Below are 22087 nucleotides of genomic sequence, written 5' to 3'. Positions count from 1 at the left end.
TGCCGGATCAGGCGCGTCCGGACGAGCGGTTGGCGCTATCATTGATCTTTTCCCGTCCGAAATAGCGCATCGCGCGTGATCCGCATGGCTTCCCACGACTATCTGAAGAAAATCCTCACCGCCCGCGTCTACGACGTCGCGCGTGAGACCGAACTCGAACATGCGCGGAATCTGTCCGCACGGCTGCGCAACCCGATTTACCTGAAGCGCGAAGACAATCAGCCCGTCTTCTCGTTCAAGCTGCGCGGCGCATACAACAAGATGGCGCACATTCCCGCCGACGCCCTCGCGCGCGGCGTGATCACGGCTTCGGCGGGCAATCATGCGCAGGGCGTCGCGCTGTCGGCGGCGCGCATGGGCGTGAAGGCGATCATCGTGGTGCCCGTGACCACGCCTCAAGTGAAGGTCGACGCCGTGCGCGCGCACGGCGGCCCGACCGTCGAGGTCGTGCAGTCGGGCGAATCGTATAGCGACGCCTACGCGCACGCGGTGAAGCTGCAGGAGCAGCACGGCCTGACATTCGTGCATCCGTTCGACGATCCGTACGTGATCGCGGGCCAGGGCACCGTCGCGATGGAAGTGCTGAGCCAGCATCAGGCGCCCATTCACGCCATCTTCGTTCCGATCGGCGGCGGCGGTCTCGCGGCGGGCATCGCGGCGTACGTGAAATCGGTGCGCCCGGAGATCAAAGTGATCGGCGTGCAGACCGACGACTCCTGCGCGATGGCGCAATCGCTGAAGGCGGGCAAACGCGTGACGCTGAACGAAGTTGGCCTGTTTTCGGATGGCACGGCGGTGAAACTGGTCGGCGAAGAGACCTTCCGGCTTTGCCAGGAATATCTCGACGAAGTGCTGACGGTGAACACCGACGCCCTCTGCGCCGCGATCAAGGACGTCTTCCAGGACACGCGCAGCGTGCTGGAGCCGGCCGGGTCGCTGGCCGTGGCGGGCGCGAAACAGTATGCGGAGCGCGAAGGCATCGAGAATCAGACGCTGATCGCCGTGACGTCGGGCGCGAACATGAATTTCGACCGCATGCGCTTCGTCGCGGAACGCGCGGAAGTCGGCGAGGCGCGCGAGGCCGTGTTTGCCGTGACGATTCCCGAAGAGCGCGGCAGCTTCAAGCGCTTCTGCGAACTGGTCGGCACGCGCAGCGTCACCGAGTTCAACTACCGCATCGCCGATTCGAAGTCGGCGCATATCTTCGTCGGCGTGCAGATCCGCAATCGCAGCGAATCCGCGCAGATTCTGGGCGCACTAGAGGCGCATCGCTTCGCGACCGTCGACCTCACCGGCGACGAACTGTCGAAGCAGCACATCCGTTACATGGTCGGCGGACGCTCGCCGCTCGCGCACGACGAACGCCTGTTCCGCTTCGAGTTTCCCGAGCGGCCGGGCGCGCTGATGAAGTTCCTGTCGTCGATGGCGCCGAACTGGAATATCAGCCTGTTCCACTACCGGAATCAGGGTGCCGACTACAGTTCCATTCTTGTCGGCATTCAGGTGCCGTCGGCGGAAGATGCCGAATTCGCGCGCTTTCTCGCGACGCTCGGCTATCCGTACTGGGAAGAGACGGCGAACCCCGTGTACCGCCTGTTCCTCGCGTAACGCGGCGCGCGCATGGCCTTTTCACTCGACGACAAACTGGTGGTGGCGATCTCTTCGCGCGCACTGTTCGATTTCGAAGAAGAGAATCGCGTCTACGAGAAAGGCGATCTGCGCGCGTACGAAGCATTGCAGCGCGAGCGGCTGAACGTGCCCGCGAAGCCGGGCGTCGCGTTTCCGCTGATCCGCAAACTGCTGGCGTTGAATGCGGGCACGCATCGTGTGGAAGTCGTGATCCTGTCGCGCAGCGATCCCATCAGCGGCCTGCGCGCGTTCAGTTCGTGCCGCGAGCACGGGCTTGCCATCGAGCGCGGCGTGTTCACGCGCGGACGCGCGCCGTTCGAATATCTGAAGCCGCTGAATGCGTCGCTGTTTCTGTCGGCCAATCAGGACGACGTGCGCGATGCGCTCACGGCGGGTTTCCCGGCTGCGCGCGTGTTGCCGGAATCGGCGAAAATGGCGAGCAAGTACCCCGACGAAATCCGCATTGCGTTCGATGGCGACGCCGTGCTGTTTTCCGACGAAGCGGAGCGCGTGTTCCAGAACGACGGACTGAGCGCGTTCGTCGGTCACGAGATCGACAACAAGCATTTGCCGCTCGCCGACGGACCGCTGAAGCCTTTGCTGCAGGCGCTGCATCGTCTGCAGACACTCGCCGACGAAGCCGCGCCGATGCACATTCGCACCGCGCTGGTGACGGCGCGCTCGGCGCCTGCGCACGAGCGCGCGATTCGCACGCTGATGGCCTGGAACATCGAAATCGACGAAGCGATGTTTCTTGGCGGACTCGACAAAAGCGCGTTTCTGCGCGAGTTCGAGCCGGACTTTTTCTTCGACGACCAAATTCGCCACTGCGAATCGGCCCGCGTCGTGACGGCGACGGGCCATGTCGTGAGTGGCATCGTGAACGCATCATGACACCCGAACAATCACCGCTGGGCAAGCCAGCTGCCTATACCGAGCAGTACGACGCATCGCTGCTCTTTCCGATCGCGCGCAAGAACGCGCGCGATCAGATCGGCATCGGCGCGACGCTGCCGTTTTTCGGCACGGACATCTGGAACGCGTACGAGCTATCGTGGCTGAACGCGCGCGGCAAGCCGCAGATCGCGATCGCCACGTTTTACATTCCCGCCGAATCGCCGAATATCGTCGAGTCGAAGTCGTTCAAGCTGTACCTCGGCTCGTTTGCGCAGACTTCGTTCGATTCGATCGAGACGGTGCGCGACACCATCAAGCGCGATGTGTCGGCGGCATGCGGCGCGTCCGTGTCGCTGCATCTGTATCCGCCCGCGGAGTTTCCGAAGCTGGCGCTCGACGAGTTCGAAGGGACGTCGCTGGATCGGCTCGATCTGGACACGGATGTGTATCAGCCGGACGCATCGTTGCTGAAGGCGGCGCTGGATGAAGCGCCCGTCGAGGAGACGCTGTTCTCCAATCTGCTGAAATCGAATTGTCCAGTGACGGGTCAGCCGGATTGGGGCTCGGTGCAGATCCACTACGTCGGGCCGCAGATCGATCAGGCTTCGTTGCTTCGATACATCATTTCGTATCGGACCCATACGGGGTTTCATGAACAGTGCGTCGAGAAGATTTTTCTCGATGTTCTGCAGGCTTGTCAGCCTGTGAAGCTCGCTGTTTATGCGCGCTATACGCGGCGCGGAGGACTCGATATCAATCCGTTTCGGACCAATTTCAATCTGCCGATGCCGGATAATTTGCGTACTGCGCGGCAGTGATTTTTTGGTTTTTCTGTCTTTTTTCTGTTTGTTTGCAACGCTGATTTTTTGCGGGCATCCGCTCTTTGCCTCTGGTTTATTGGCGTTGCCCCTGTGCGGGGCGGCACCTACTTTTCTTTGCCGCGGCAAAGAAAAGTAGGCAAAAGAAAACCGCTCACACCGCCAGCCCTCGTTCCTACCCACGGGCTCTCAACGTCCCCACACTTCACGCGGCAATGTTCTCACCCAGGTTCGTTGCCTGCGTTCTCTCCATTGGCCTCACCCGCTTCACGCACCCGCAGCAGAGCTAACCACGTCCGTGGGGCGATGTCCTCATGCGGCAAACTATGTGTAGGTTGTCCCGCCGTTGGAGACTGCGCACGACGAAAACCCCCGCGCACCGAGGGTTTCCTGTGTGGCGCGAGGGTCGACACAGAGTTTGCCGCACAAGGGCTCAAATCATCTGGCGTGGCTGTTTGTTGTACCGACGTACGAAGCGTGTGAGGCGCTGTTTAGCGCGCTGGCAACTTACGCGAGCCGAAGCGGGAAGGCGTGAAGGATGGGGCGTTGAGAGCCCGTGGGCACACGTCAAGCGGCTCGGTGTGAGCCGCTTTCTTTTGCCTACTTTTCTTTGCGGCTGCAAAGAAAAGTAGGTGCCGCCCCGCACAGGGGCAACGCTAATAGACCAGAGACAAAAAGCGGATGCCACCAAACAAAAAAACCTTAAGCCGCAGGCTTCTTATACGCGACGCAGTCAACTTCAACCTTACAGTCGATCACCATCGACGACACCACACACGCCCGCGCAGGCGGATTCGCGCCAAAGTACTCCTTGAACACCTTATTGAACGAAGCAAAATCACGCGCATCGTCGAGCCACACGCCACACCGCACGACGTGCTCCGGCCCATACCCGGCCTCGGTCAGAATGGCGAGAACGTTCTGAATCGCCTTGTGCGACTGCTCGACGATCCCGCCGTTGATCACCTCGCCGTTCTCCATCGGCGTCTGCCCCGACACGAACAGCCAGCCATCCGCCTCGACCGCGCGCGCAAACGGCATCACCTGACCGCCCGTGCCCTTGCCACCTTCAACGCCATAACGCTTCATCGTTCAACTCCTGTAACGTAAGCGCGCCCGCAACCCCTGCGGGCGCAAAAATTCAGAATGCCTGCGCAAGCTCCGCACGCGACGCCGCCGTCGCACCGCGCGCGACAAACCGGCCCGCGCGCTCACCCGTCAGCTTGCCCTCCCGATACGACAGCACGCCATTCACCCACACGGCATCGATGCCGTCGGCGGCCTGTTGCGGCTTGTCGAACGTTGCCGCGTCGCGCACGCGCGCCGGGTCGAACAGCACGAGATCGGCGTGATAGCCGATATGCACTTCGCCGCGCTCTTTCAGGCCGAAGCGCCGCGCGGACAGGCTCGTCATCTTGCGAATCGCTTCTTCGAGCGGAATCAGTTTCTGGTCGCGCGCATAGTGGCCGAGCACGCGCGGAAACGCGCCCCACAAGCGCGGATGCGGCAACGGATCATTCGGCAAGCCGTCGGAGCCGACCATCGTCGCGGGATGCGACAGGATGCGCCGCACGTCGTCCTCTGACATGTTGTGATACACCACACCCGCCGGTTGCAGGCGCTTGCCCGCCTCCTGCTGCGTCACGCCCCATTCGGCGGCGATGTCCTTGATCAGCTTGCCCGCCATCTCCGGATGCGGCGTCGACCACGTCACCGTGATGTCGATATCGCCCGTCACCTGCTTCAGATCGAGCGTCGACGAACTGCGGTTGTACGGATAACAGTCGCAACCGACAGGATGAAACTGCCGCGCGCCTTCGAGCGACGCGAGCACCTCCGCACTGCGTCCCCAGTTCGACGGCCCCGCGCACTTCAGATGCGAAATCACGACAGGCACGCGCGCGTGCCTGCCGATCCGGTACGCCTCGTCCATCGCATCGAGGATCGCGTCGAACTCGGTGCGCATGTGTGTCGTGTACAGCGCGCCCGCCGCCGCGAGCGGCTCCGCGAGCGCCATGACTTCTTCCGTCGGCGCAGCGAAGGCCGAGCCATACGCGAGCCCCGAACTCAAACCGAGCGCGCCGTTCGCGAGCGCCTCTTCGAGCTGCGCGCGCATGCCTTCGATTTCCTGCGCCGTCGCCGCGCGATCGAGCCGGTCCATGTGGTTGTTGCGCAGCGCCGTATGGCCGATCAGCGCGCCGACGTTCACGGAAGGCTGCGCCGCGTTCACAGCCTCGACATAGGCAGCGAAGGTCGGATACGCGAACGCGTCGCGCTCGCCGAGCAGGTTCATCGGATCGGGCGGATCACCCTTGAGCGCAACAGGCGACGCGCTGATCCCGCAATTGCCGACGATCACCGTCGTCACGCCCTGCGTGATCTTCGGCAGCATTTGCGGCGAGCGGATCACGTGCGTGTCGTCGTGCGTGTGCACGTCGATGAAGCCGGGCGCGAGCGCGCGGCCGTTCGCCTCGATCACCTCTTCGGCGAGCCAGTTCGACAGATTGCCGATCGCGGCGATCTTCCCATTTCGCAGCGCGACGTCGCGCTCGACAGGCGGCGCGCCCGTGCCATCGTACAGTTGCGCGCCGACGATCAGCGTATCGGCGGCTTCGGGATGCGAATGCATGGATCAGTCTCCTAGCGGTTGTCGGTCGCCGCCGCCGCGATGCGCATCGAGCGCATGCTTCATGCGGCGCAGCAGTTCGCGGCTCTCGTCGCCGAGGCTCACGGCCAGTTCGGTGACGAGCACGTCGAGCGCCATCATCATTGCGTAGCGCGATGACGACGGCTTGTAGATGAAATCGGTTTCGAACGCGACGATGGGGATCACCCAGTCCGCGAGCTTCGCAAGCGGCGACGCGGGCGCCGTCACCGTGATCAGCGTCGCGCCGTAGCTGCGCGCGATGCCGCAACTGTCCACCATCTCGGGCACGCGGCCTGTCGTCGACAGTGCGATCACCACGGTATCGCGGGAAACCGTCGATGCCACCATGCGCTGCAACAGACCATCCTGATACGTCGCGACGGGCCGCCCCAGACGCACGAGCCTAAAACGCATCTCGTCGGCGAGCGCGGTCGAGCCGCCGCCCATGCCGAACACGTAAATCATGCGCGCTTCGCGCAAGGCGGCCGCGGCCTGCGCAACGGGCGCCTGGCACAGCAGCTGATGGTTGTGCGTAAGCGCCGTTTGCAACTCGTCGAACACGCGCGTGGCAAGCGGCTCGGGCATGTCGGCCTGCGCGCTGGTTTGCAGGAACCGCTGGCCGACTGCCGCTGCCTGCGCGAGCCGCAGCTTCAGCTCGCGCACATCGCGGCAACCGACGGCCTTTGCAAAGCGCGTCACCGTCGCGACACTCACTTCCGCCTGCTCGGCGAGCGCGCCGATGCTCGCGCGCGACGCGCCCGTCAGATCGTCGAGAATCAGCGCCGCGACCTTGCGCTCGGCCGAGCGCAACCCGGGCGCGCATTCGGCAATGCGTGCGACGATGTCGAAGGCGACGGGCTCGGCAGACGTATTCATGGCTCATACTTGCCCACGCGCCACCGCTAACATCGCTCGCGGCGGCCGTGGTACTAAATAACATTTCATCGAACATCGTACTTTCGGTAACATATGGAAGTCAACTTCGATTCGATTTAACTGGACGATGGAGCAGGATGACATGAAAGTTACAAACTATCAGGGAGCCACGATTGACCCGTACAGCAAGGGTTTGGGCAACGTGCCGGGGACGAGCATCCAGCTGGCGGACGCAGCGCGACTCGAATGGAATCTGCTCGACGAGGACGTGAGCCTGCCCGCGGCCGTTCTCTACGCGGACCGTATCGAACACAACCTGAACTGGATGCAGAAGTTCGTCGCTGAATACGGCGTGAAGCTCGCGCCGCATGGCAAGACGACGATGGCGCCGCAACTGTTTCGCCGCCAGCTCGAAACGGGCGCATGGGGCATCACGCTTGCCACCGCGCATCAGGTGCGCGCCGCGTATCACGGCGGCGTGTCGCGCGTACTGATGGCGAACCAGCTGGTCGGCAAACGCAACATGCTGATGATCGCCGAACTGCTCAGCGATCCCGATTTCGAGTTCTTCTGTCTGGTGGATTCCGTCGAGGGCGTCGAGCAACTTGGCACGTTCTTCGGCTCGGTGAAGAAGCAGTTGCAGGTGCTCGTCGAACTCGGCGTGCCGGGCGGCCGCACGGGCGTGCGCGACGAATCGCAGACGCAGGCCGTGCTCGATGCGATCGCGCGCTATCCCGATTCGCTGAAGCTCGCGGGCGTCGAACTGTACGAAGGCGTGCTGAAGGAAGAACAGGAAGTACGCGACTTTCTGCGCAGCGCGGTGAAGCTCACGCTCGAACTGTCGGACAAGGGACGCTTCGCACGCACGCCGGCCGTGCTGTCGGGCGCGGGCTCGGCTTGGTACGACGTGGTCGCCGAAGAGTTCGCGAAGGCTTCGCGCAAGGACCGCATCGAGATCGTGCTGCGTCCGGGCTGCTATCTGACGCACGACGTCGGCATCTACAAGAAGGCGCAGACGGATATCTTCAAGCGCAATCCTGTCGCGAAGCGCATGGGCGAAGGCCTGTTGCCCGCGCTGCAATTGTGGGCATACGTGCAGTCGATTCCCGAGCCGGATCGCGCGATCATCGGTCTCGGCAAGCGCGATTCAGCGTTCGACGCCGGCCTGCCCGAACCCGCGAAGCACTATCGCCCCGGCACGCAAACGCCGCGCGATATCGCCGCAGATGAAGGCTGGGAGATTTTCGGTCTGATGGATCAGCACGCGTATTTGCGGATTCCCGCAGGCGCCGATCTGAAAGTCGGCGACATGATCGCGTTCGACATCTCGCATCCGTGCCTGACGTTCGACAAGTGGCGTCAGGTGCTCGTGCTCGATCCGTCGTATCGCGTGACGGAAGTGATCGAAACGTTCTTCTGATTGTTCTTCGATCGGGGCGGCGCCGCTCGTATTCCGATCAGATGCCGGTCGGCGCCGTCTTCTCGCGCGTAGTTCAGCGCCCGGCTTGCGCCGCTTCGCCTGCGCCCGCCGCGGCCACTTCGCCGATACGCGCCTCGAGCATCGTCAGCGCGCCCGACAATCCCGCCAGCACATCGTCCGGCAACGCTGCCATCGTGTCGTGCAGAAACGCGTTGCGACTCGGCAGGCTCGATTCGATCGCGGCGCGGCCCGCCTCCGTCAGCTTCACGTTCGTGATGCGGTTGTCGCGTTCATCCATGCTGCGCGCGATCCAGCCCATCGCTTCGAGCGATTTCAACTGACGCGTCAGCGCGCCGGGATCGATGCGCAAGCGCTCGACCAGCTTCTTCTGCGACGATTCGCCTGCCTGCTCGTACAGCGCGAGCAGAATGCGCCAGCGCGGCATCGGATGACCGACGCGTCCTTCGAACGCCGACATGAACGCCCGGTAAGTACGCCCGAACTGATGCAGGATAGCGACGCGGTCCTGTTCTTCCATGATGTTTCTTTGATTTCAATGCGCGAAGACGCCGGTCAATCCGCGTGGATGACGGGCTCGATCTGCTTGCGCAGTTTAACGGGCGGCACGCGCCGGCTCTGCCAGATCGCGAACAGCGACACCAGCGCGCCGAGCGCGAGGCCAATATGGATCGCGCCGACCAGCGACTCGCGCGCCGATTCCAGCAGCACGGCGCCATTGTGCCCTGCTTGCGCCAGCTCGTTCAAAAGCGTGTGCTGCGCGTCGCGATTGACGAGGATCTGCGGATCGCCGAGATCGGCGAACCACTGGCTCGCGCGGTCGGCCTCGAGCGCGTCGCGCACGCCGCTCGCATACATGTGCGTGACGAGCGTGCCCGTCAGCGCCGTGCCGATCATCCCGCCGATCATCCGCAGCGATTGCAGCAGCGCGGTCGCGATGCCGAGATGCTCCCGGCCCGCCGTCTGCTGCGCGAACACGGTGAGATTGGGCAGCACGAAGCCGAGTCCCAGACCGCCCAGCGTCATGAACAGCATCAGCAGCCAGTGCGGCATCGTGCGCGTCGCGACCACCACGCCGAGCGACGCCGCCGCGAACAGCGCAAAGCCGACGTACAGCATCACGTTCGGATTCGGAATGCGCGACACGATGCGCCCGTTCGCAATGCTGCCGATCGTAATGAACACGACGAGCGGCGTGATCACGAGGCCCGCCTCGTTCGGCATCATGCCGAAGCCGCCCTGAAACAGGAGCGGCGCGTAGAACAGCAGCGAGAACATCGCGAAGCCGCCGAGCACGGCAAGCACGAAGAGCGCGGCGAGGCTCGGGTTGCGGAACATGTCGACGGGAAGAATGGCCTGCGCAAAGCGCTTTTCCCAGTGCCACAGCGCAATCGCGCATGCGGCGCCGACGAGCAGCAGCACGCCCGCCGACGCCGTCACGCCATGCTTCGGCAGCATTTCGACGAACATCTGCAGGCTGCCGAGCGACAGCGCGATCAGCAGCGCGCCCGGCCAGTCGAGCCGCATCTTGCCTTCATGGACGACATGCCGCAGATGCGGCAGGTAGCGCCACACGAAGAACAGCGACAGCAAGCCGACGGGCAGATTCACGTAGAACACCGAACGCCAGCCGTAGTACTGCGTCAGAAATCCGCCGAGCGACGGCCCGACGGCATTCGCGATGCCGAACGCCGAACTCATCAGCACCTGCCAGCGCAAGCGCACGACGGAATCGGGAAACAGGTCGGGAATGCAGGCGAACGCGGTGCCGACCAGCATGCCGCCGCCGATGCCCTGCAGCCCGCGCGCGATCACCAGAAACAGCATGTTGTTGGCCGCGCCGCACAGCACGGAAGCCGCCGTGAACACGATGATCGACGCGATCACGAAGGGCTTGCGTCCGTAGTAATCGCCGAGGCGCCCGAAGATCGGCACCGTGATCACCGACGTCAGCAGATACGACGTCGCGACCCACGCGTACAGCTCGAAACCCTTTAGATCGGCCACGATGGTCGGCAGCGCGGTGCCGACCACGGTCTGGTCGAGCGCGACGAGCATCGAGACAAAAGAGACGCCGAGCATCGCCAGCAGCGACTCCCGGAACGGCAAAACTTGCCCACTCGAATGATGGGCGGCGGTATGGACGGCCATTTTTGATGGAACAACAGTTGACGAGTCAACGATATGGAATCATACCACGCTGAACGGTTCTAAACCGGGTGCGTCCGAACGCTGGTTTGCGCATTGCTCTTCGGTGGACGCGTCCGAAAAAATCCGAAATTCAGGGAGATTCATGGATCAGACCACCCTTGCCGCCGTGCCGCTTTCCGCCGACGATCTCGCGGCGCTGCGGCGCGCCAAACACGAGCTGGAAAGCCCGGCCCTGACGATGAAGCTCGCCAGCATCGTCGGCGCGCCGATGGAGAAGCTGATTGCGCGGCTGCCGTCCATTGCCAGCGACAAGGTCAACGACGCGACGCAGGTCGCGCTGCGCAAATGTCTGCAGATCGCGCTGCGCACGCTCGGGCGTCCGATGGGCGGCGCGCCGCTCGGCGTCAGCGACCGGCCGAGCAATCTGCTGCACAAGTTCGCCGTCGCCACCACGGGCGCGGCGGGCGGCGCGTTCGGACTGTTCGCGCTGCCCGTCGAGTTGCCCGTCACGACGACGCTGATGTTCCGCTCGATCTGCGACGTCGCGCGAAGCGAGGGCGAGGACCTGACTTCCGTCGATACGCAACTGCAGTGTCTGAGCGTGCTCGGCATGGGCGGCACGTCGAAAGCCGACGACGACGCCGACTACGGCTACTTCATCATGCGCGGCGCGCTGGCGCAGGCGGTCTCGAAGGCATCGTCGGAGATCGCGACGAAGGGGTTCACGACGCACGGATCGGCGGCGCTGCTGCGTCTGTTGAGCACGATCGCGGCGCGTTTCTCCGTGCAGGTCAGCGAGCAGATCGCCGCGAAGTCGATCCCGGCGATCGGCGCCGTGCTCGGGGCGATGGTCAACACCGTGTTCATCGACCACTTCCAGCAGGTCGCGCATGGCCACTTCACGGTGCGCCGGCTCGAACGGCAATACGGCACGCAAGTCGTGCAGGCCGCCTATCAGACGATCGACGTTTCGCTCGACGGTTGAACGGCGCGCGCGGCGCCTGTCACGCGCAACGCGAAGCGCGCGGCGAGATCGAGTGAGCGACGCGCCTCGGGAATGAACGGCGCCCACAGTTGCCACACGTGCGGCATCTTGCGCCAGACGTCCAACTCGACTTCGACGCCCGCCGCGCGCGCCTTGTCGGCCACGCGTCGCGAATCGTCGAGCAGCACTTCCGTGCTGCTCACCTGGATGAAGAGCGGCGGCAAGCCTTTCGGGTCCGCGTAAAGCGGCGACGCATACGGATGCGTGGCGGGCGTATCGGCGAGATAGAGCTTCGCGGCCCGCGCAATGGACGGGCCGTGGAACATCGGATCGATGCCGTCGTTGGTTTGCAGCGATGCGCCCGTCGCCGCAAGATCGGTCCACGGCGAAAACAGGATTGCGCCGGCGGGCAACGGCCCGCCTGCATCGCGCAACGCGACCAGCGTCGCGAGCGAAAGCCCGCCGCCCGCCGAATCGCCGGCAATCACGATCGATTCCGGCTTCGTTCCCTCTTCGAGCAGATGTCGATAAGCGGCGAGCGCATCGTCGAGCGCAGCGGGAAACGGATGCTCGGGCGCGAGCCGGTAGTCGAGCGAAAACACGCGCGCGCCGCTGCGCGCGGCAAGGCCGAACGAAGCCGCGCGATGCGTCTGCGGCGAGCAGAAGTAATAGCCGCCGCCATGCAGATAGAGGATCGTGGCCGCATGCTTGCCGTCGACTCGCGTCAGCCACTCGCCGCGCAACGGCCAGTCATGTGCGCCGTATCGTTCGTGCAGGGTCCAGCCCGACGGCACGCGCGGCGTGTACGCGCGCTTCGCGGTCAGGTTGCGGGCGCGTTCCGCGCTGATCGTCGGATGCCGCGTCTGCGGATGAAACTGACGGCGCAAGAACCAGCATGCCAAAGCGCTTTGCCAACTCATCGGAACACTCTCCGTCGACGGTCATCCAGCAATGGTACTTGGCTTTGGCTCGGGTTCGGTCGAAAGCGGCTTTCCACTGATGACGCACAACCCACTCGCCGTCAGAAAAGAAAATGGCCCGAACCGCCACTGACGGTTCCGGCCACCAAGTTCGACGCGCGCGAACGTTTAGTTCGCCGGCAGCAACTGACCGCGAATCTCGCCCGTCGGGTTCTGCGCCGTGTGAATGTTGAAGTACCACTGCCCCGCCATCAGGTCCGTAACCTGTTGTTCCGTCAGCGTCACGGAACCCTTGATCGGACTGCCGAGCGCGTTCTTGTCGATGGGCACCTGCACCTTCGCGTTCTGCCCGACAGGCGCTGGGCCGTGGAAGTGCGCCATCGTCGCTGCACCCGACAGGCCTTCGTACGTCGCCGTCCACTTCAGCATTCTGGTCGACGTATCGAACGTGGCATCCAGCGCGCCGTGACCGCGGCTCACGCGCGGCGGCACTTCGCTCGACGGTTCGAGGTCGGCCTTCATTTCCACCGTATCCGCAAGCGCGACACCCGATGCCAGCGCCCACAACACGACCATCATGCTCAGCTTTCGAATCGCAATCATTGTTCTCTCCGAGTCTTTTTGCGCGCGCGCCGCGACCGCTGCCATCGCCGCAAGGTTGAAGCGTCTTCCGACTGACGCACGGGCCATCGCCAGCACATGCCAGCACATACTATTGCAAATCGATGCACCGCGCGTGACGCATGCGCAGTCGCGCCAGACGTTGCGAAGTGCGCAGAGATTCCGTTCAGGCAAGCAACGCCGCCTGCTCTTCGATGCCGTCGAGCATCGCGTTGCACGCGCGCACGAGCGCGTGGCCTTCGCTACGCAATGTGTCCGGCGCAGAACCGTTGAATAGCCGCCGGTAATCTTCGAGCGCGCGCAGCAGCGGCGGATACTGCAGCACGCCCGCCGCGCCAGCGACGCGATGGTGCCATTGCCGCAAGGCGGCAACATCCGGATAGCGCAGCAGCGGCGAGAGCGCGCGCATATCGTCGCGCACAGCCGACACGAATGCATCGAGCAACGACTTGACCGTCGATTCGCTGCCCCATATCTGCGTCAATTGACTGAGATCGACGGGAACGAAGGCGGTGTTGTCGACGCTCTGCGCATGCAGGTCCGACATGGCGGCGCCCGACGCGTCGCCTTGCACGGCCGGCCGCGCGTGATCGGCACCGAACCAGCGGTTCAGGTATTCGCGCAACGTGGCGAGCCGCGTCGGCTTGACGAGACAATCGTCCATTCCCGCTTCGCGGCACGCCTTCAGATCTTCCGGCGCGGTGTTCGCTGTGATGCCGAGGATGGGCAGCCGCGCGCCCGTCGACCGTTCCCGTTCTCGCACGGCACGCGCGAGATCGTAGCCGGACAGTCTCGGCATGTGGCAATCGGTGATGAGGAAGCCGTACGGCGTCGCTTCGAGCGCTTCGAGCGCTTCGACGCCGTCGTTGACGACGTCGCACGCGAAGCCCAGCAGCGCGAGTTGATGACGGATCAATTCCTGGTTGACGGGATGATCCTCGGCGACGAGCACGAGCCGCCCCGTCGCGATCGCGCGTTCGCGGTCCGGCGGCGTGACGCTGGCTTCCGCTTCGCGTTGCTGCTGCGCGCGCGTCGGCGACAAGCCCGTCAGCGCGGCGGCGCACGCTACGCCCAGTCCGCGCCACGAAATTGGATTGGTGCTCACGCGCACGGCATTGTCGACGATCCGATAGCCGGTCGGCTTCGGCTTCTCGGTCAGCACGACCACTTTCGCGCCCGACTGCGCGACGGCGTCGGGCACTTCCATGCCTTCGCCGACGAAGATCAGATCGACATCGCGCAATGCCTGCAGATCAAGCAGTTCGCGCCGGTCGCGCGCCGTGCAGCGAGTCTCGATGCCGAGCGCCGCCGCGAAGTGCGCGAGCGCGTGCGCGACGGGCACATCCGCCGTGACGACGAGGCCGCGCTTGCCGCGCAGTCCGCCTGCCCTGTAATGCTGCGCTTCGACGGGCATCCGCAGCCGCAGCGTCATGCAGGTGCCCTTGCCGGGCGCGCTCGACAGCGACAACGTGCCGCCCATCAATGCAACCAGCTTGCGGCAGATCGTCAGGCCGAGGCCGGTGCCACCGAAGCGCCGCGTCGTCGACGACTCCGCCTGTACGAACGGTTCGAACAGCCGCGCCTGCACGTCGGGCGCGATGCCGATGCCCGTGTCGTCGACGGAAATTTCGACCATCTGGGCCGCCTCGTTCTGCTCGACCACTTTCACCTGGACGTCGACCTCGCCTTGCGGGGTGAACTTGATGGCATTGCCAAGCAGATTGAATAGGATTTGTCGCAAGCGGACGCTATCGCCACGCAGCGTCGCGGCCACTTGCGGCTCGATATCGACGCGCACCTTCAGACCTTTCTCGTGCGCGCGACCTGCCAGCAGACCCACAGCGGTATCGACGAGATCGCGCAAGTCGAAAGGCTCGGATTCGATCGTCAGGCGCCCGGCCTCAATTTTCGAATAGTCGAGCAGATCATCGAGAATCTGCAGCAGCGCGCCCGCCGACTCGTGAATCATCCCGAGCATTTCGCCCTGGTCGGCATCGAGCCGCGTGCGCTCCAGCACTTCGACGAGACCCAGCACGCCGTTCATTGGCGTGCGGATTTCGTGGCTCATCATCGCGAGGAAATCGTCTTTGGCGCGCGAGGCCGCTTCCGCCAGATCACGCGCGCGCGCCAGTTCGTCGGCGCGCAGCCGCTCGATGTCGCTCGACCCAATAGCCGCTCCAGACCGTGGCGCCCGACGGCTCGCGACGCGGCACGAGCGCCGCGCGCACCCAGCGCTGCTCGGCCGCGCCGTCGATCCGGAACTCGAGCCGCACCGGCTCCGACAACTGCGCCGAGTGCTCGAGCGCGGCCACGACGCCTGCACGGTCGTCGGCGCAAATCGTGCCGAAATCGAGCGCGCCGCTGCGCATCAGCGCGGCACTGTCGTAACCGAACAGATGCTCCGTGTCGCCGCCGACGTACGGGAACGTGTACTTGCCGTCGAGCCCGCGGCGCAGCTGGAACACGACGGCCGGCAGCGAACCCGTCACGTCGGCGAGCCGCCGCTGCGTTTCGCTCGCGAGCCTTTCGGCGCGACGGATATCGGTGATATCGACAACCGTGCCCAGCACGCAGACGGGCGCGCCTTCCGGTCCGTTGCACACGTTCACGCAAAAGAGGCCGTGGCGGCTGTCGCCGTCGGCGTCTTCGAACTCCAGCTCGATCTCTTTGGGTGTGGTGCCCGTCAGCACGTCGCGGGTCAGTTGCTCGAGCCGCAGGCCGTTGTTCTCACCCCACGCGCGCACCCCAGCGCTCGTTCGACCGATGACGGCGTCGCGGCCGAGCCCCGTTGCCTGCTCATAGGCCCGGTTGACGGCGATATAGCGTCCAAGCAGATCTTTCGCGACGAGCGGATACGGCACCATCTCCATCACGGTCTGCTGGAAGTTCAGCTGCGATTCGAGCTCGCGCTCCGTGCGTTCGCGCAACGCGACTTCGCGCTGCAGCAGCATGTAGGCGCGCAGCGTCACTAGCAACACGACGCCAATGCCGATGAGCACGGGCAACAGCCGCAGCGCCGTCACGCTCCAGCCGCTGCGCGTCGGCGCATCGCCCGTCACCCATTTCTGGCGGATGTGCTGCCGCTCCGACGCCGGCATGGCGAGCAGCGCGCGGTCGATCAGCTCGGCAAGCGGCGCAAGATCGGGACGCACGGCGAAGCCGACGGCCTCTGGCTCGCGCACCGTACCGACGATCTTTAGTACGCCTGAGTATCGCTGCGTGAGCTCGGCGTCGACCTCGGCGACGTTGCCAACCAGCGCGTCGGCGCCGCCCGCCGCGAGCCGGTTCAGCGCCGCGCTCACGTTCGTCACGATCTGCACGTGCTCGGGCGTCACGCCGTACTGATGGAACGGCACCGACCCCTGACTGTGCGCGGATACCACGACGCGCCGCGCCGCGAAATCGGTCAGGCTGCGCGCGGCAGGCTCGCTCTCGCGCGCGACGATGACAAGCGGATAGGTTTCGTAAGGTTGCGTGAAGGTTGCCTTCGACAGCCGCGGGTCGCTACGCGTGGCCGTGGCGAGAAGCGCGACATTACCGCGGCCGAAATCGGCGATGGTCGTCGGCCAGTCCTTCGCCGGCACGCGATGGAACGTGAGCCCCAGCGTGCGGCTCAGATAGTCGAGATAGTCGGCGGCGACGCCCGACAGGCGGCCCAGATCGTCGAGCGTGCTGAAAGGCGTCCAGTCGCTGTCGAAGCCGATGGACAGCGGCGGCAGCGACGCGAGCCACGCACGCTCGTCCTGGCTCAGCACGAGATTCGCGCTAGACGGCGCCGAGCGCGCGCCGATGCTGCCGCCAAGCCAGCGCGCGCGAATGCGAGCCTGGTCTTCGAGTGGCATCGCGTTCAGTCCGCGATCAAGCTCGTCGCGCAAGTCGCTTTTTGCCACGGGGACGCCAAAACGCATGTCGCTGATGGGCCCCGTCTCTTCGAATGCAATGCCGAGGCTCATGAAATCCGGACTCGCCAGATACCGGCGCACGGCGGGCGTGAAGCCGAAATATACGTCGGCCTCCCCCTGCTTGACGGCGCGCAATGCGGACGGCGTGTCGGCGAACGTGTCGATTTGCGCGCGCGGAAAGCGATTGCGCAGGCTGGAGATAAGCGCGAATCCGCGTTCCACCGCGATGCGCGCGTTTTGCAACTGCTCGGGAGCGGACAAGGCCAGCGCGTTGCCGGCGAGCGTCACGGCCGACGTCGACCCGCGGAAATACGGCATCGTGAACGACAGGCAATGCTCACGCTCAGGCGTGCGCGCCATGCTCGTCAGAACGTCGACGCGATTCGCGCACGCCGCTGCCAGCAATTGCTCCATGTCCGGAAAGGCTTTCGTCTCGATTTCGACATTCGGACCGATGACAGCCCGCAGATAATCGGCGCTCAATCCGGTGAGCTTGCCCTCGTCGAGCATCTCGAACGGCGACCAGCCACTCGCGAGCACACCGACGGTCACCTTCGGCGGCACCGGGCGGGGCACGGCGCCAGGCGCCGCGTTCGCCAGCGGAACGCCCGAAAGCGCGACCAACACCGCGAAGGCTGCTGCCAGCATGTGGCGAATAGCGGACGCTAAGGCGTGGCTTGTGAAACAACGGGAAAAGAATGCGAAAGCGCGCGAAAAATACATGGGAGCGCACTCAAGCCGATTCGCCGCGCCGGCTCTTGGGGTGCTGGCGCGCGAACGCACGCTGGGCGCCGTTGAAGAGACGCGAATGCAGCAAACCGGCAAGCACGCCTCCAGCGAGCGGCGCCGCCCAGAAAAGCCAGAGCTGGTCGAGCGCCCAGTCACCGACAAAGATGGCCGGTCCCGTAGACCGCGCGGGATTCAGCGAGGCGTTGGTCACCGGCAGCGCGACGACGTAACTGAGCGTCAGCCAGACCCCTTCGATGACAGGACCGATCAGCGTCCCCGACTTGCCCTTGGAGACCAGCAGGCGCGCCATCACGAAAGCGAAGGTCATTGTCACTTCCACCGTCAGGGCGGAATGCAGCCGATAGTCGGCGGGAGAGTGATCGCCGTATCCGTTGGCGCCGAATTCGCTCGCCGCGAGCTCGAAGCCGGGACGCCCGCTTGCCACGAACGCGAGCAGCGCGGCACCCGCTACCGCGCCGAGGATCTGCGCGGCGATGTACGGCGCGAGATCGCGCACCGGGAAGCGTTGCGCCGTCACGAGCGCGACGGTTACGGCAGGATTGAAATGCGCGCCCGAAAAGCGCCTGAGTACATAAGTGGCCGTTGCCAGCGCGAGACCGAACGCCAGGGGGATCGCCAGCACGCAGTTGCCTTGCGCGCCCGTGTCGAGCACTGTCGTGCCGCATCCGACGAACACGAACCACGCCGTCCCCGCACCTTCGCTGACCAATCGCCTTCCCAGTCCTGACATGCGTCCTCCGCTAGCTGCGCCGCCCGGAGAGCCTTCCCGGACGGACTTACCATGTCGCGCCCGGTGTCGATTGATCTGCGTATCGAATCAATTGCAAGGCGCCGCGCTCCCACGAGCCGGGAGTCCAACAGAACATTGTTGGTTTAGCGAGCTAAACGGGGAATCGGATAACTCCGAAAAAGCGGTCACGTCAGTCCAATCTGACACGCGTAGTCGATCACGTCGGCTTCCGTTTCTAGACCCAGCTTGCGCATCGCATTGCGCTTCTGTGTGCTGATGGTCTTCGCGCTTCGATTCAGTCTGAGCGCGATCTGGCTGATGGTCATGCCGCTCACATACATCGTGAAAACCTTCCATTCACCGGCGCTCATCACGCCTGCGCGCGGTTGCGGCGAACCGGCGGCTGCGATCGCGGCGCGAGCGTGATCAGACAGGTAACCTTGGCCCGTCAGCGCCGCGTCGATTGCGTGAAGCAGCGATGCGGTGATATCGCGCTTGTCGACGACGGCCGCAATGCCGTACTGCATCAGCCCCAACAGGCTCGAAGCCTGATGGATCATGGTGAGCACCACGACGGGCAGTTGAGGCGCGTGATGCAATAGCTGCCGCAGAAACTGGATCGCGTTGCTCTCGCCATCGATCCCCGGCATGCCGATATCCGTGACGACGACGTCACAGGTGCACGAATCGAGCAACGCGGCGAGCGATTGCGTATCGACCGCCTCGCCGACTACCGAGACGTGGGCGATTATGCCTAGCAGGTGCCTCACGCCTTCGCGCACGCACGCGTGATCGTCCGCGACGATGACGCGGATCTTGTTTTCCATCTTGTTGTGTTCTTGTTCCAGGGCTGTCGCCAACATACCGTGCCGCATGTGCAGACTGGCAGCGTCAGCCCCCCGCGCTGATCCTGCTTGCGGCGTTGCTCGGATCGTCCGGCACGAGACCATGCTCGACGGCGAACCTGAACAGGTCGGCGTCGCTTTGCAGCGACAGCTTGCGCATCGCCGTGCATTTCTGCGCACTGATCGTCTTCACGCTGCGGCCTAGCCTTAACGCGATTTCCGTCACGCCCCGCCCCGTTGCGTAGTGCGTCAGCACCTCGAGTTCGCGCCGCGACAGCACCTGCCTGACATGGTCGATCCGGCGCGACAGCGTCGCATCGGCAAGCAGCGTGCGGATGGCGGGGCCGATGTAGCACTCGCGCGCCAGCGCGGTGATGATCGCCACGTGGATCAGGTCCATCCGGTCGCGCTTGCTGACAACGGCGCCCACGCCGACACCGATTACCTTCTGCAGCAAGTCGGCCGAGGTCTCCATGGTCAGAACGACGACCACGACTTCAGGATGCCGCTCCTTGAACTGACGGATCATGTCGATGCCATCCCCGTGCACGCCGCCGGGCATGTGCAGATCCAAAACGACGAGTTCGCATTTCACGCGCTGCGCTTCGGCGAACAACTCAGACGAATCTGCCGCTCGCCCAACAATCTCGATGTTCGGGAATCCAGACATCAGATTCTCCATCGCGAGCAGGACCAGCGGATGGTCGTCGGCGATGATGGTGCGGATTGGCAGCGCCATGTCTTTCCTGATATTCACGCGAGGTCTCTCCCTGTGCCTTGCGGCATTGCTATGCTCGGTGAGCACCCTTGCCGGCGAGAATCAGACCTTCGACATCTCGCACGCAAAAGTGGTCTCCGAACTTCACCTGTTATTCAGCTACCCGTTCTTTCTCCGAGCGCGAGCCCGTACGCCCTCACGAATGCGAACAGCCCGGGATCGTTGCTGACGCCCAGCTTCGCCATTGCGTCCCGCTTTTGCCGGCTGACCGTCCGGACATCGCGCCCGAGGGTGCGAGCTATCTCCGAGATCGACTTGCCTCGCACGAACATGTCGATCACCTCCGCCTGGCGCGGCGACAGGTGACGCATCGGCGACATGCCCAGCGGCTCGCCGCTCGCTTCGGCAAGTGTCTGCAGGATGGACTGGCTGACAAACGATCGCCCCGCGCCCGCCGCGCGGATGGCGGCGGCGAGTTCGTCCATGGGTTCGCTCTTGTTCAGCATGCCGGTCACGCCGTCGGACATGATTGACCGGAGAATGGCGGCGTTGGTCAGACTGGTCAGCACGACGACGCGTACGTCGGGCCAGCCGCTGCGTATGCGCCGGATGAGCCGCAGCCCGTCGTCGGCATCGCCTGACGCACCCGGCATGGTCAGGTCCGTTACCAGCACGTCGCATGATGTTTTCTCCAGCAGTTGAACCAGCGACGACGGACTCGTTGCCTCGCCGACGACCGTGAATCCCCCTTGCGCGACCAACGTGGCCCGGATACCGAGCAGGACAAACGGATGATCGTCTGCCAGCATGATTCGAAGGTTCACTGTTGCCGCCTTGCTATTGAATGGTGTTGGTCGACGCCGAAAAGCCCATTCGAAATAGCTGGAAACGAGTCCGTTTTTCAGCACCCCTCGCAATATTTAACGAATCGCGCTCCGACAAATTGAATGAAAACATCCAGAGAAAAAACGGAATATCAGAGAGTTCCGAATCAATGACCGATTCACGACCATTTCGAGTATTTTCCCGAAGAATTACCCGATGCCTGTTTCGCTTATCGGAAAGCTAACTTCCGCATTTCCTCGCGCGATTTCCGAATTTTCCTGATGGCGGTTAGGAAATCGCGTAACGGCTGCGGTCGCCGCATGGAAGCTATTGGGCGGACGTTGAGTTCGTCGCATTGTCTATCGAATGATCTCGGATTCAGATGAGAAGATTAATGACGCCTTCAGCCGATGAAAATTCCATTATTCTTAAAATGAGAAATTTGCCTAGAGCGCTAAACCGCAAAAATCATTTTTAAAATTATTCTGACGCCTCGCGCAGAAAAATCAGACGCTACAGGTCGATTTTTCGGCACAAGGCTAAGTGGATCGATTTTCGGAGTGAAAATCCGACCAGAAAATACAACGGCTTTCGGCATGTCGGAAGTCGCGACTGCGCGTTCACGCCCTCGCGCGCGACGAATAGGGCGCGACACGCGGCGGCCGAGGGAAGATGGGCAGCGCGATCAGCGCGCAGACGCTGGCGATGGCCCACACGGCCGGCCACGAGGTGGCCGCGAGCAGCGGCGCAATGGCCAGCGGCGTGACGAACAAGGTCATGAATGCACACGTATTGCCCATCGCGAGCGCCGTGCCCGCGCGCCGCGTCCCTGCGAGCGTTGCAAGCTCCGTGTACGCGACGCCGTGCCACGCAGACGCGCTGACGCCGCCAAGCACCACCATCGCCGCTAGCAGGATCGTGAGCGTGCCGTGCGTAGCGCCCAGGCTGGCCACGCCCGACGTGCTCACCGCCCCCGCAGCGCCCGCGGCACGCGCCGCGACCAGCGCGAGCGACGCGAACAGCAGCGCCGTCAGCACGCTGCACGCGCGCATGTATTGCCGCCGGTTGCCGTGCCGGTCCGTCCATCGTCCGCTCCAGACTCGCGCGATTGCCGCGCCCGTCTGCACGGCCGCCATCGTCGCGCTGATGCCGGCCACGCCCACACGGCCGAAGTCGTGCAGAAACACGGTCGCGAACGTGACGACGGCGAGTTGCGGCACGCACAGCACGCCGATGCCCAACGCGACGCGCCAGACGCCGGCGTCGCGCAACGGCGAGACCGGGGCGTCGTGTGAGACCGCGCGAGCCGCGTGCGCCTCCGCTGGCGCCAGCGCG

At 64.1% G+C, this 22087-nt stretch carries 17 protein-coding genes and 1 pseudogene; 5 read left to right on the top strand and 13 right to left on the bottom strand.

Annotation, left to right across the window (positions count from 1 at the left end; genetic code table 11):
* Window positions 1-84 precede the first annotated feature (84 nt).
* The 3 genes from ilvA to queF are packed head-to-tail and all read left to right on the top strand — an operon-like array spanning window position 85 to window position 3344.
* Entirely contained in the window at window positions 85-1608 is a 1524-nt protein-coding gene (gene ilvA, locus H3V53_RS24795) for a threonine ammonia-lyase, biosynthetic (protein WP_054917293.1), read from the top strand.
* 12 nt (window positions 1609-1620) lie between these two features.
* Window positions 1621-2523: a 5'-nucleotidase gene (locus tag H3V53_RS24790; RefSeq protein WP_336600217.1), complete on the top strand. Its 903-nt coding sequence runs from the start codon at window positions 1621-1623 to the stop codon at window positions 2521-2523.
* The gene (gene queF, locus H3V53_RS24785; RefSeq protein ID WP_336600216.1) at window positions 2520-3344 is read left to right on the top strand and encodes an NADPH-dependent 7-cyano-7-deazaguanine reductase QueF; all 825 of its coding nucleotides are present in this window, start codon (window positions 2520-2522) and stop codon (window positions 3342-3344) included. The genes H3V53_RS24790 and queF overlap by 4 nt, the downstream gene beginning before the upstream one ends.
* Window positions 3345-4046: 702 nt before the next feature.
* Here queF and H3V53_RS24780 read toward each other — a convergent pair.
* Genes H3V53_RS24780 through H3V53_RS24770 form a run of 3 tightly spaced genes read right to left on the bottom strand, consistent with a single transcriptional unit; the run spans window position 4047 to window position 6867 of the window.
* On the bottom strand, window positions 4047-4433 hold the full coding sequence (locus H3V53_RS24780) for a Rid family hydrolase (RefSeq protein WP_054917298.1): 387 nt from the start codon (window positions 4431-4433) through the stop codon (window positions 4047-4049).
* Between the two features lie 52 nt (window positions 4434-4485).
* Window positions 4486-5973 (bottom strand): N-acyl-D-amino-acid deacylase family protein, encoded by a 1488-nt coding sequence (locus H3V53_RS24775; protein WP_336600215.1) that lies wholly within the window; start codon window positions 5971-5973, stop codon window positions 4486-4488.
* 3 nt (window positions 5974-5976) lie between these two features.
* The gene (locus H3V53_RS24770) at window positions 5977-6867 is read right to left on the bottom strand and encodes a MurR/RpiR family transcriptional regulator (RefSeq protein ID WP_336600214.1); all 891 of its coding nucleotides are present in this window, start codon (window positions 6865-6867) and stop codon (window positions 5977-5979) included.
* Between the two features lie 142 nt (window positions 6868-7009).
* On the opposite strand from H3V53_RS24770, the gene H3V53_RS24765 reads away from it, so the two are divergent.
* Window positions 7010-8287 carry an alanine racemase gene (locus H3V53_RS24765; RefSeq protein WP_054917326.1) on the top strand — a complete coding sequence of 426 codons (1278 nt, stop codon included), beginning with the start codon at window positions 7010-7012 and terminating at the stop codon, window positions 8285-8287.
* 73 nt (window positions 8288-8360) lie between these two features.
* Here H3V53_RS24765 and H3V53_RS24760 read toward each other — a convergent pair whose 3' ends face one another.
* Window positions 8361-8825 (bottom strand): MarR family winged helix-turn-helix transcriptional regulator, encoded by a 465-nt coding sequence (locus H3V53_RS24760; RefSeq protein WP_336600213.1) that lies wholly within the window; start codon window positions 8823-8825, stop codon window positions 8361-8363.
* Window positions 8826-8860: 35 nt separating this feature from the next.
* Window positions 8861-10456 carry an MFS transporter gene (locus H3V53_RS24755; RefSeq protein ID WP_336600212.1) on the bottom strand — a complete coding sequence of 532 codons (1596 nt, stop codon included), beginning with the start codon at window positions 10454-10456 and terminating at the stop codon, window positions 8861-8863.
* A 142-nt stretch (window positions 10457-10598) separates the two neighbouring features.
* Between H3V53_RS24755 and H3V53_RS24750 the strand changes: the two genes are divergently transcribed.
* Window positions 10599-11441, top strand: a complete 843-nt coding sequence (locus H3V53_RS24750; RefSeq protein ID WP_336600211.1) for an EcsC family protein — start codon at window positions 10599-10601, stop codon at window positions 11439-11441.
* Here the strand turns inward: H3V53_RS24750 and H3V53_RS24745 are convergent.
* The 8 genes and pseudogenes from H3V53_RS24745 to H3V53_RS24710 all read right to left on the bottom strand — a co-directional run.
* Window positions 11411-12361: an alpha/beta hydrolase gene (locus tag H3V53_RS24745; RefSeq protein WP_336600210.1), complete on the bottom strand. Its 951-nt coding sequence runs from the start codon at window positions 12359-12361 to the stop codon at window positions 11411-11413. The two genes, H3V53_RS24750 and H3V53_RS24745, sit on opposite strands and share 31 nt — an antisense overlap.
* Window positions 12362-12529: 168 nt before the next feature.
* Window positions 12530-12964: a CHRD domain-containing protein gene (locus H3V53_RS24740; protein WP_336600209.1), complete on the bottom strand. Its 435-nt coding sequence runs from the start codon at window positions 12962-12964 to the stop codon at window positions 12530-12532.
* 184 nt (window positions 12965-13148) lie between these two features.
* Window positions 13149-17532 (bottom strand): annotated as a pseudogene (locus tag H3V53_RS24735) (ATP-binding protein).
* Between the two features lie 85 nt (window positions 17533-17617).
* Entirely contained in the window at window positions 17618-18364 is a 747-nt protein-coding gene (locus H3V53_RS24730; protein ID WP_336600208.1) for an aquaporin, read from the bottom strand.
* 185 nt (window positions 18365-18549) lie between these two features.
* On the bottom strand, window positions 18550-19191 hold the full coding sequence (locus H3V53_RS24725; RefSeq protein ID WP_336600207.1) for a response regulator transcription factor: 642 nt from the start codon (window positions 19189-19191) through the stop codon (window positions 18550-18552).
* 64 nt (window positions 19192-19255) lie between these two features.
* Complete coding sequence (locus H3V53_RS24720) at window positions 19256-19966, bottom strand: response regulator (RefSeq protein ID WP_419539570.1); 711 nt, start codon at window positions 19964-19966, stop codon at window positions 19256-19258.
* Between the two features lie 116 nt (window positions 19967-20082).
* Window positions 20083-20736 carry a response regulator transcription factor gene (locus H3V53_RS24715; RefSeq protein ID WP_336600238.1) on the bottom strand — a complete coding sequence of 218 codons (654 nt, stop codon included), beginning with the start codon at window positions 20734-20736 and terminating at the stop codon, window positions 20083-20085.
* 636 nt (window positions 20737-21372) lie between these two features.
* Window positions 21373-22087: MFS transporter (locus H3V53_RS24710; protein ID WP_336600206.1), on the bottom strand; the 715-nt coding region annotated here is incomplete at its 5' end.

It is taken from the genome of Paraburkholderia bengalensis, from assembly GCF_037126505.1.
GTDB classification, from domain to species: domain Bacteria; phylum Pseudomonadota; class Gammaproteobacteria; order Burkholderiales; family Burkholderiaceae; genus Paraburkholderia; species Paraburkholderia bengalensis.
Note: the sequence above shows the minus strand (reverse complement) of the source record. Positions and strands in the feature narration are given on the sequence as shown.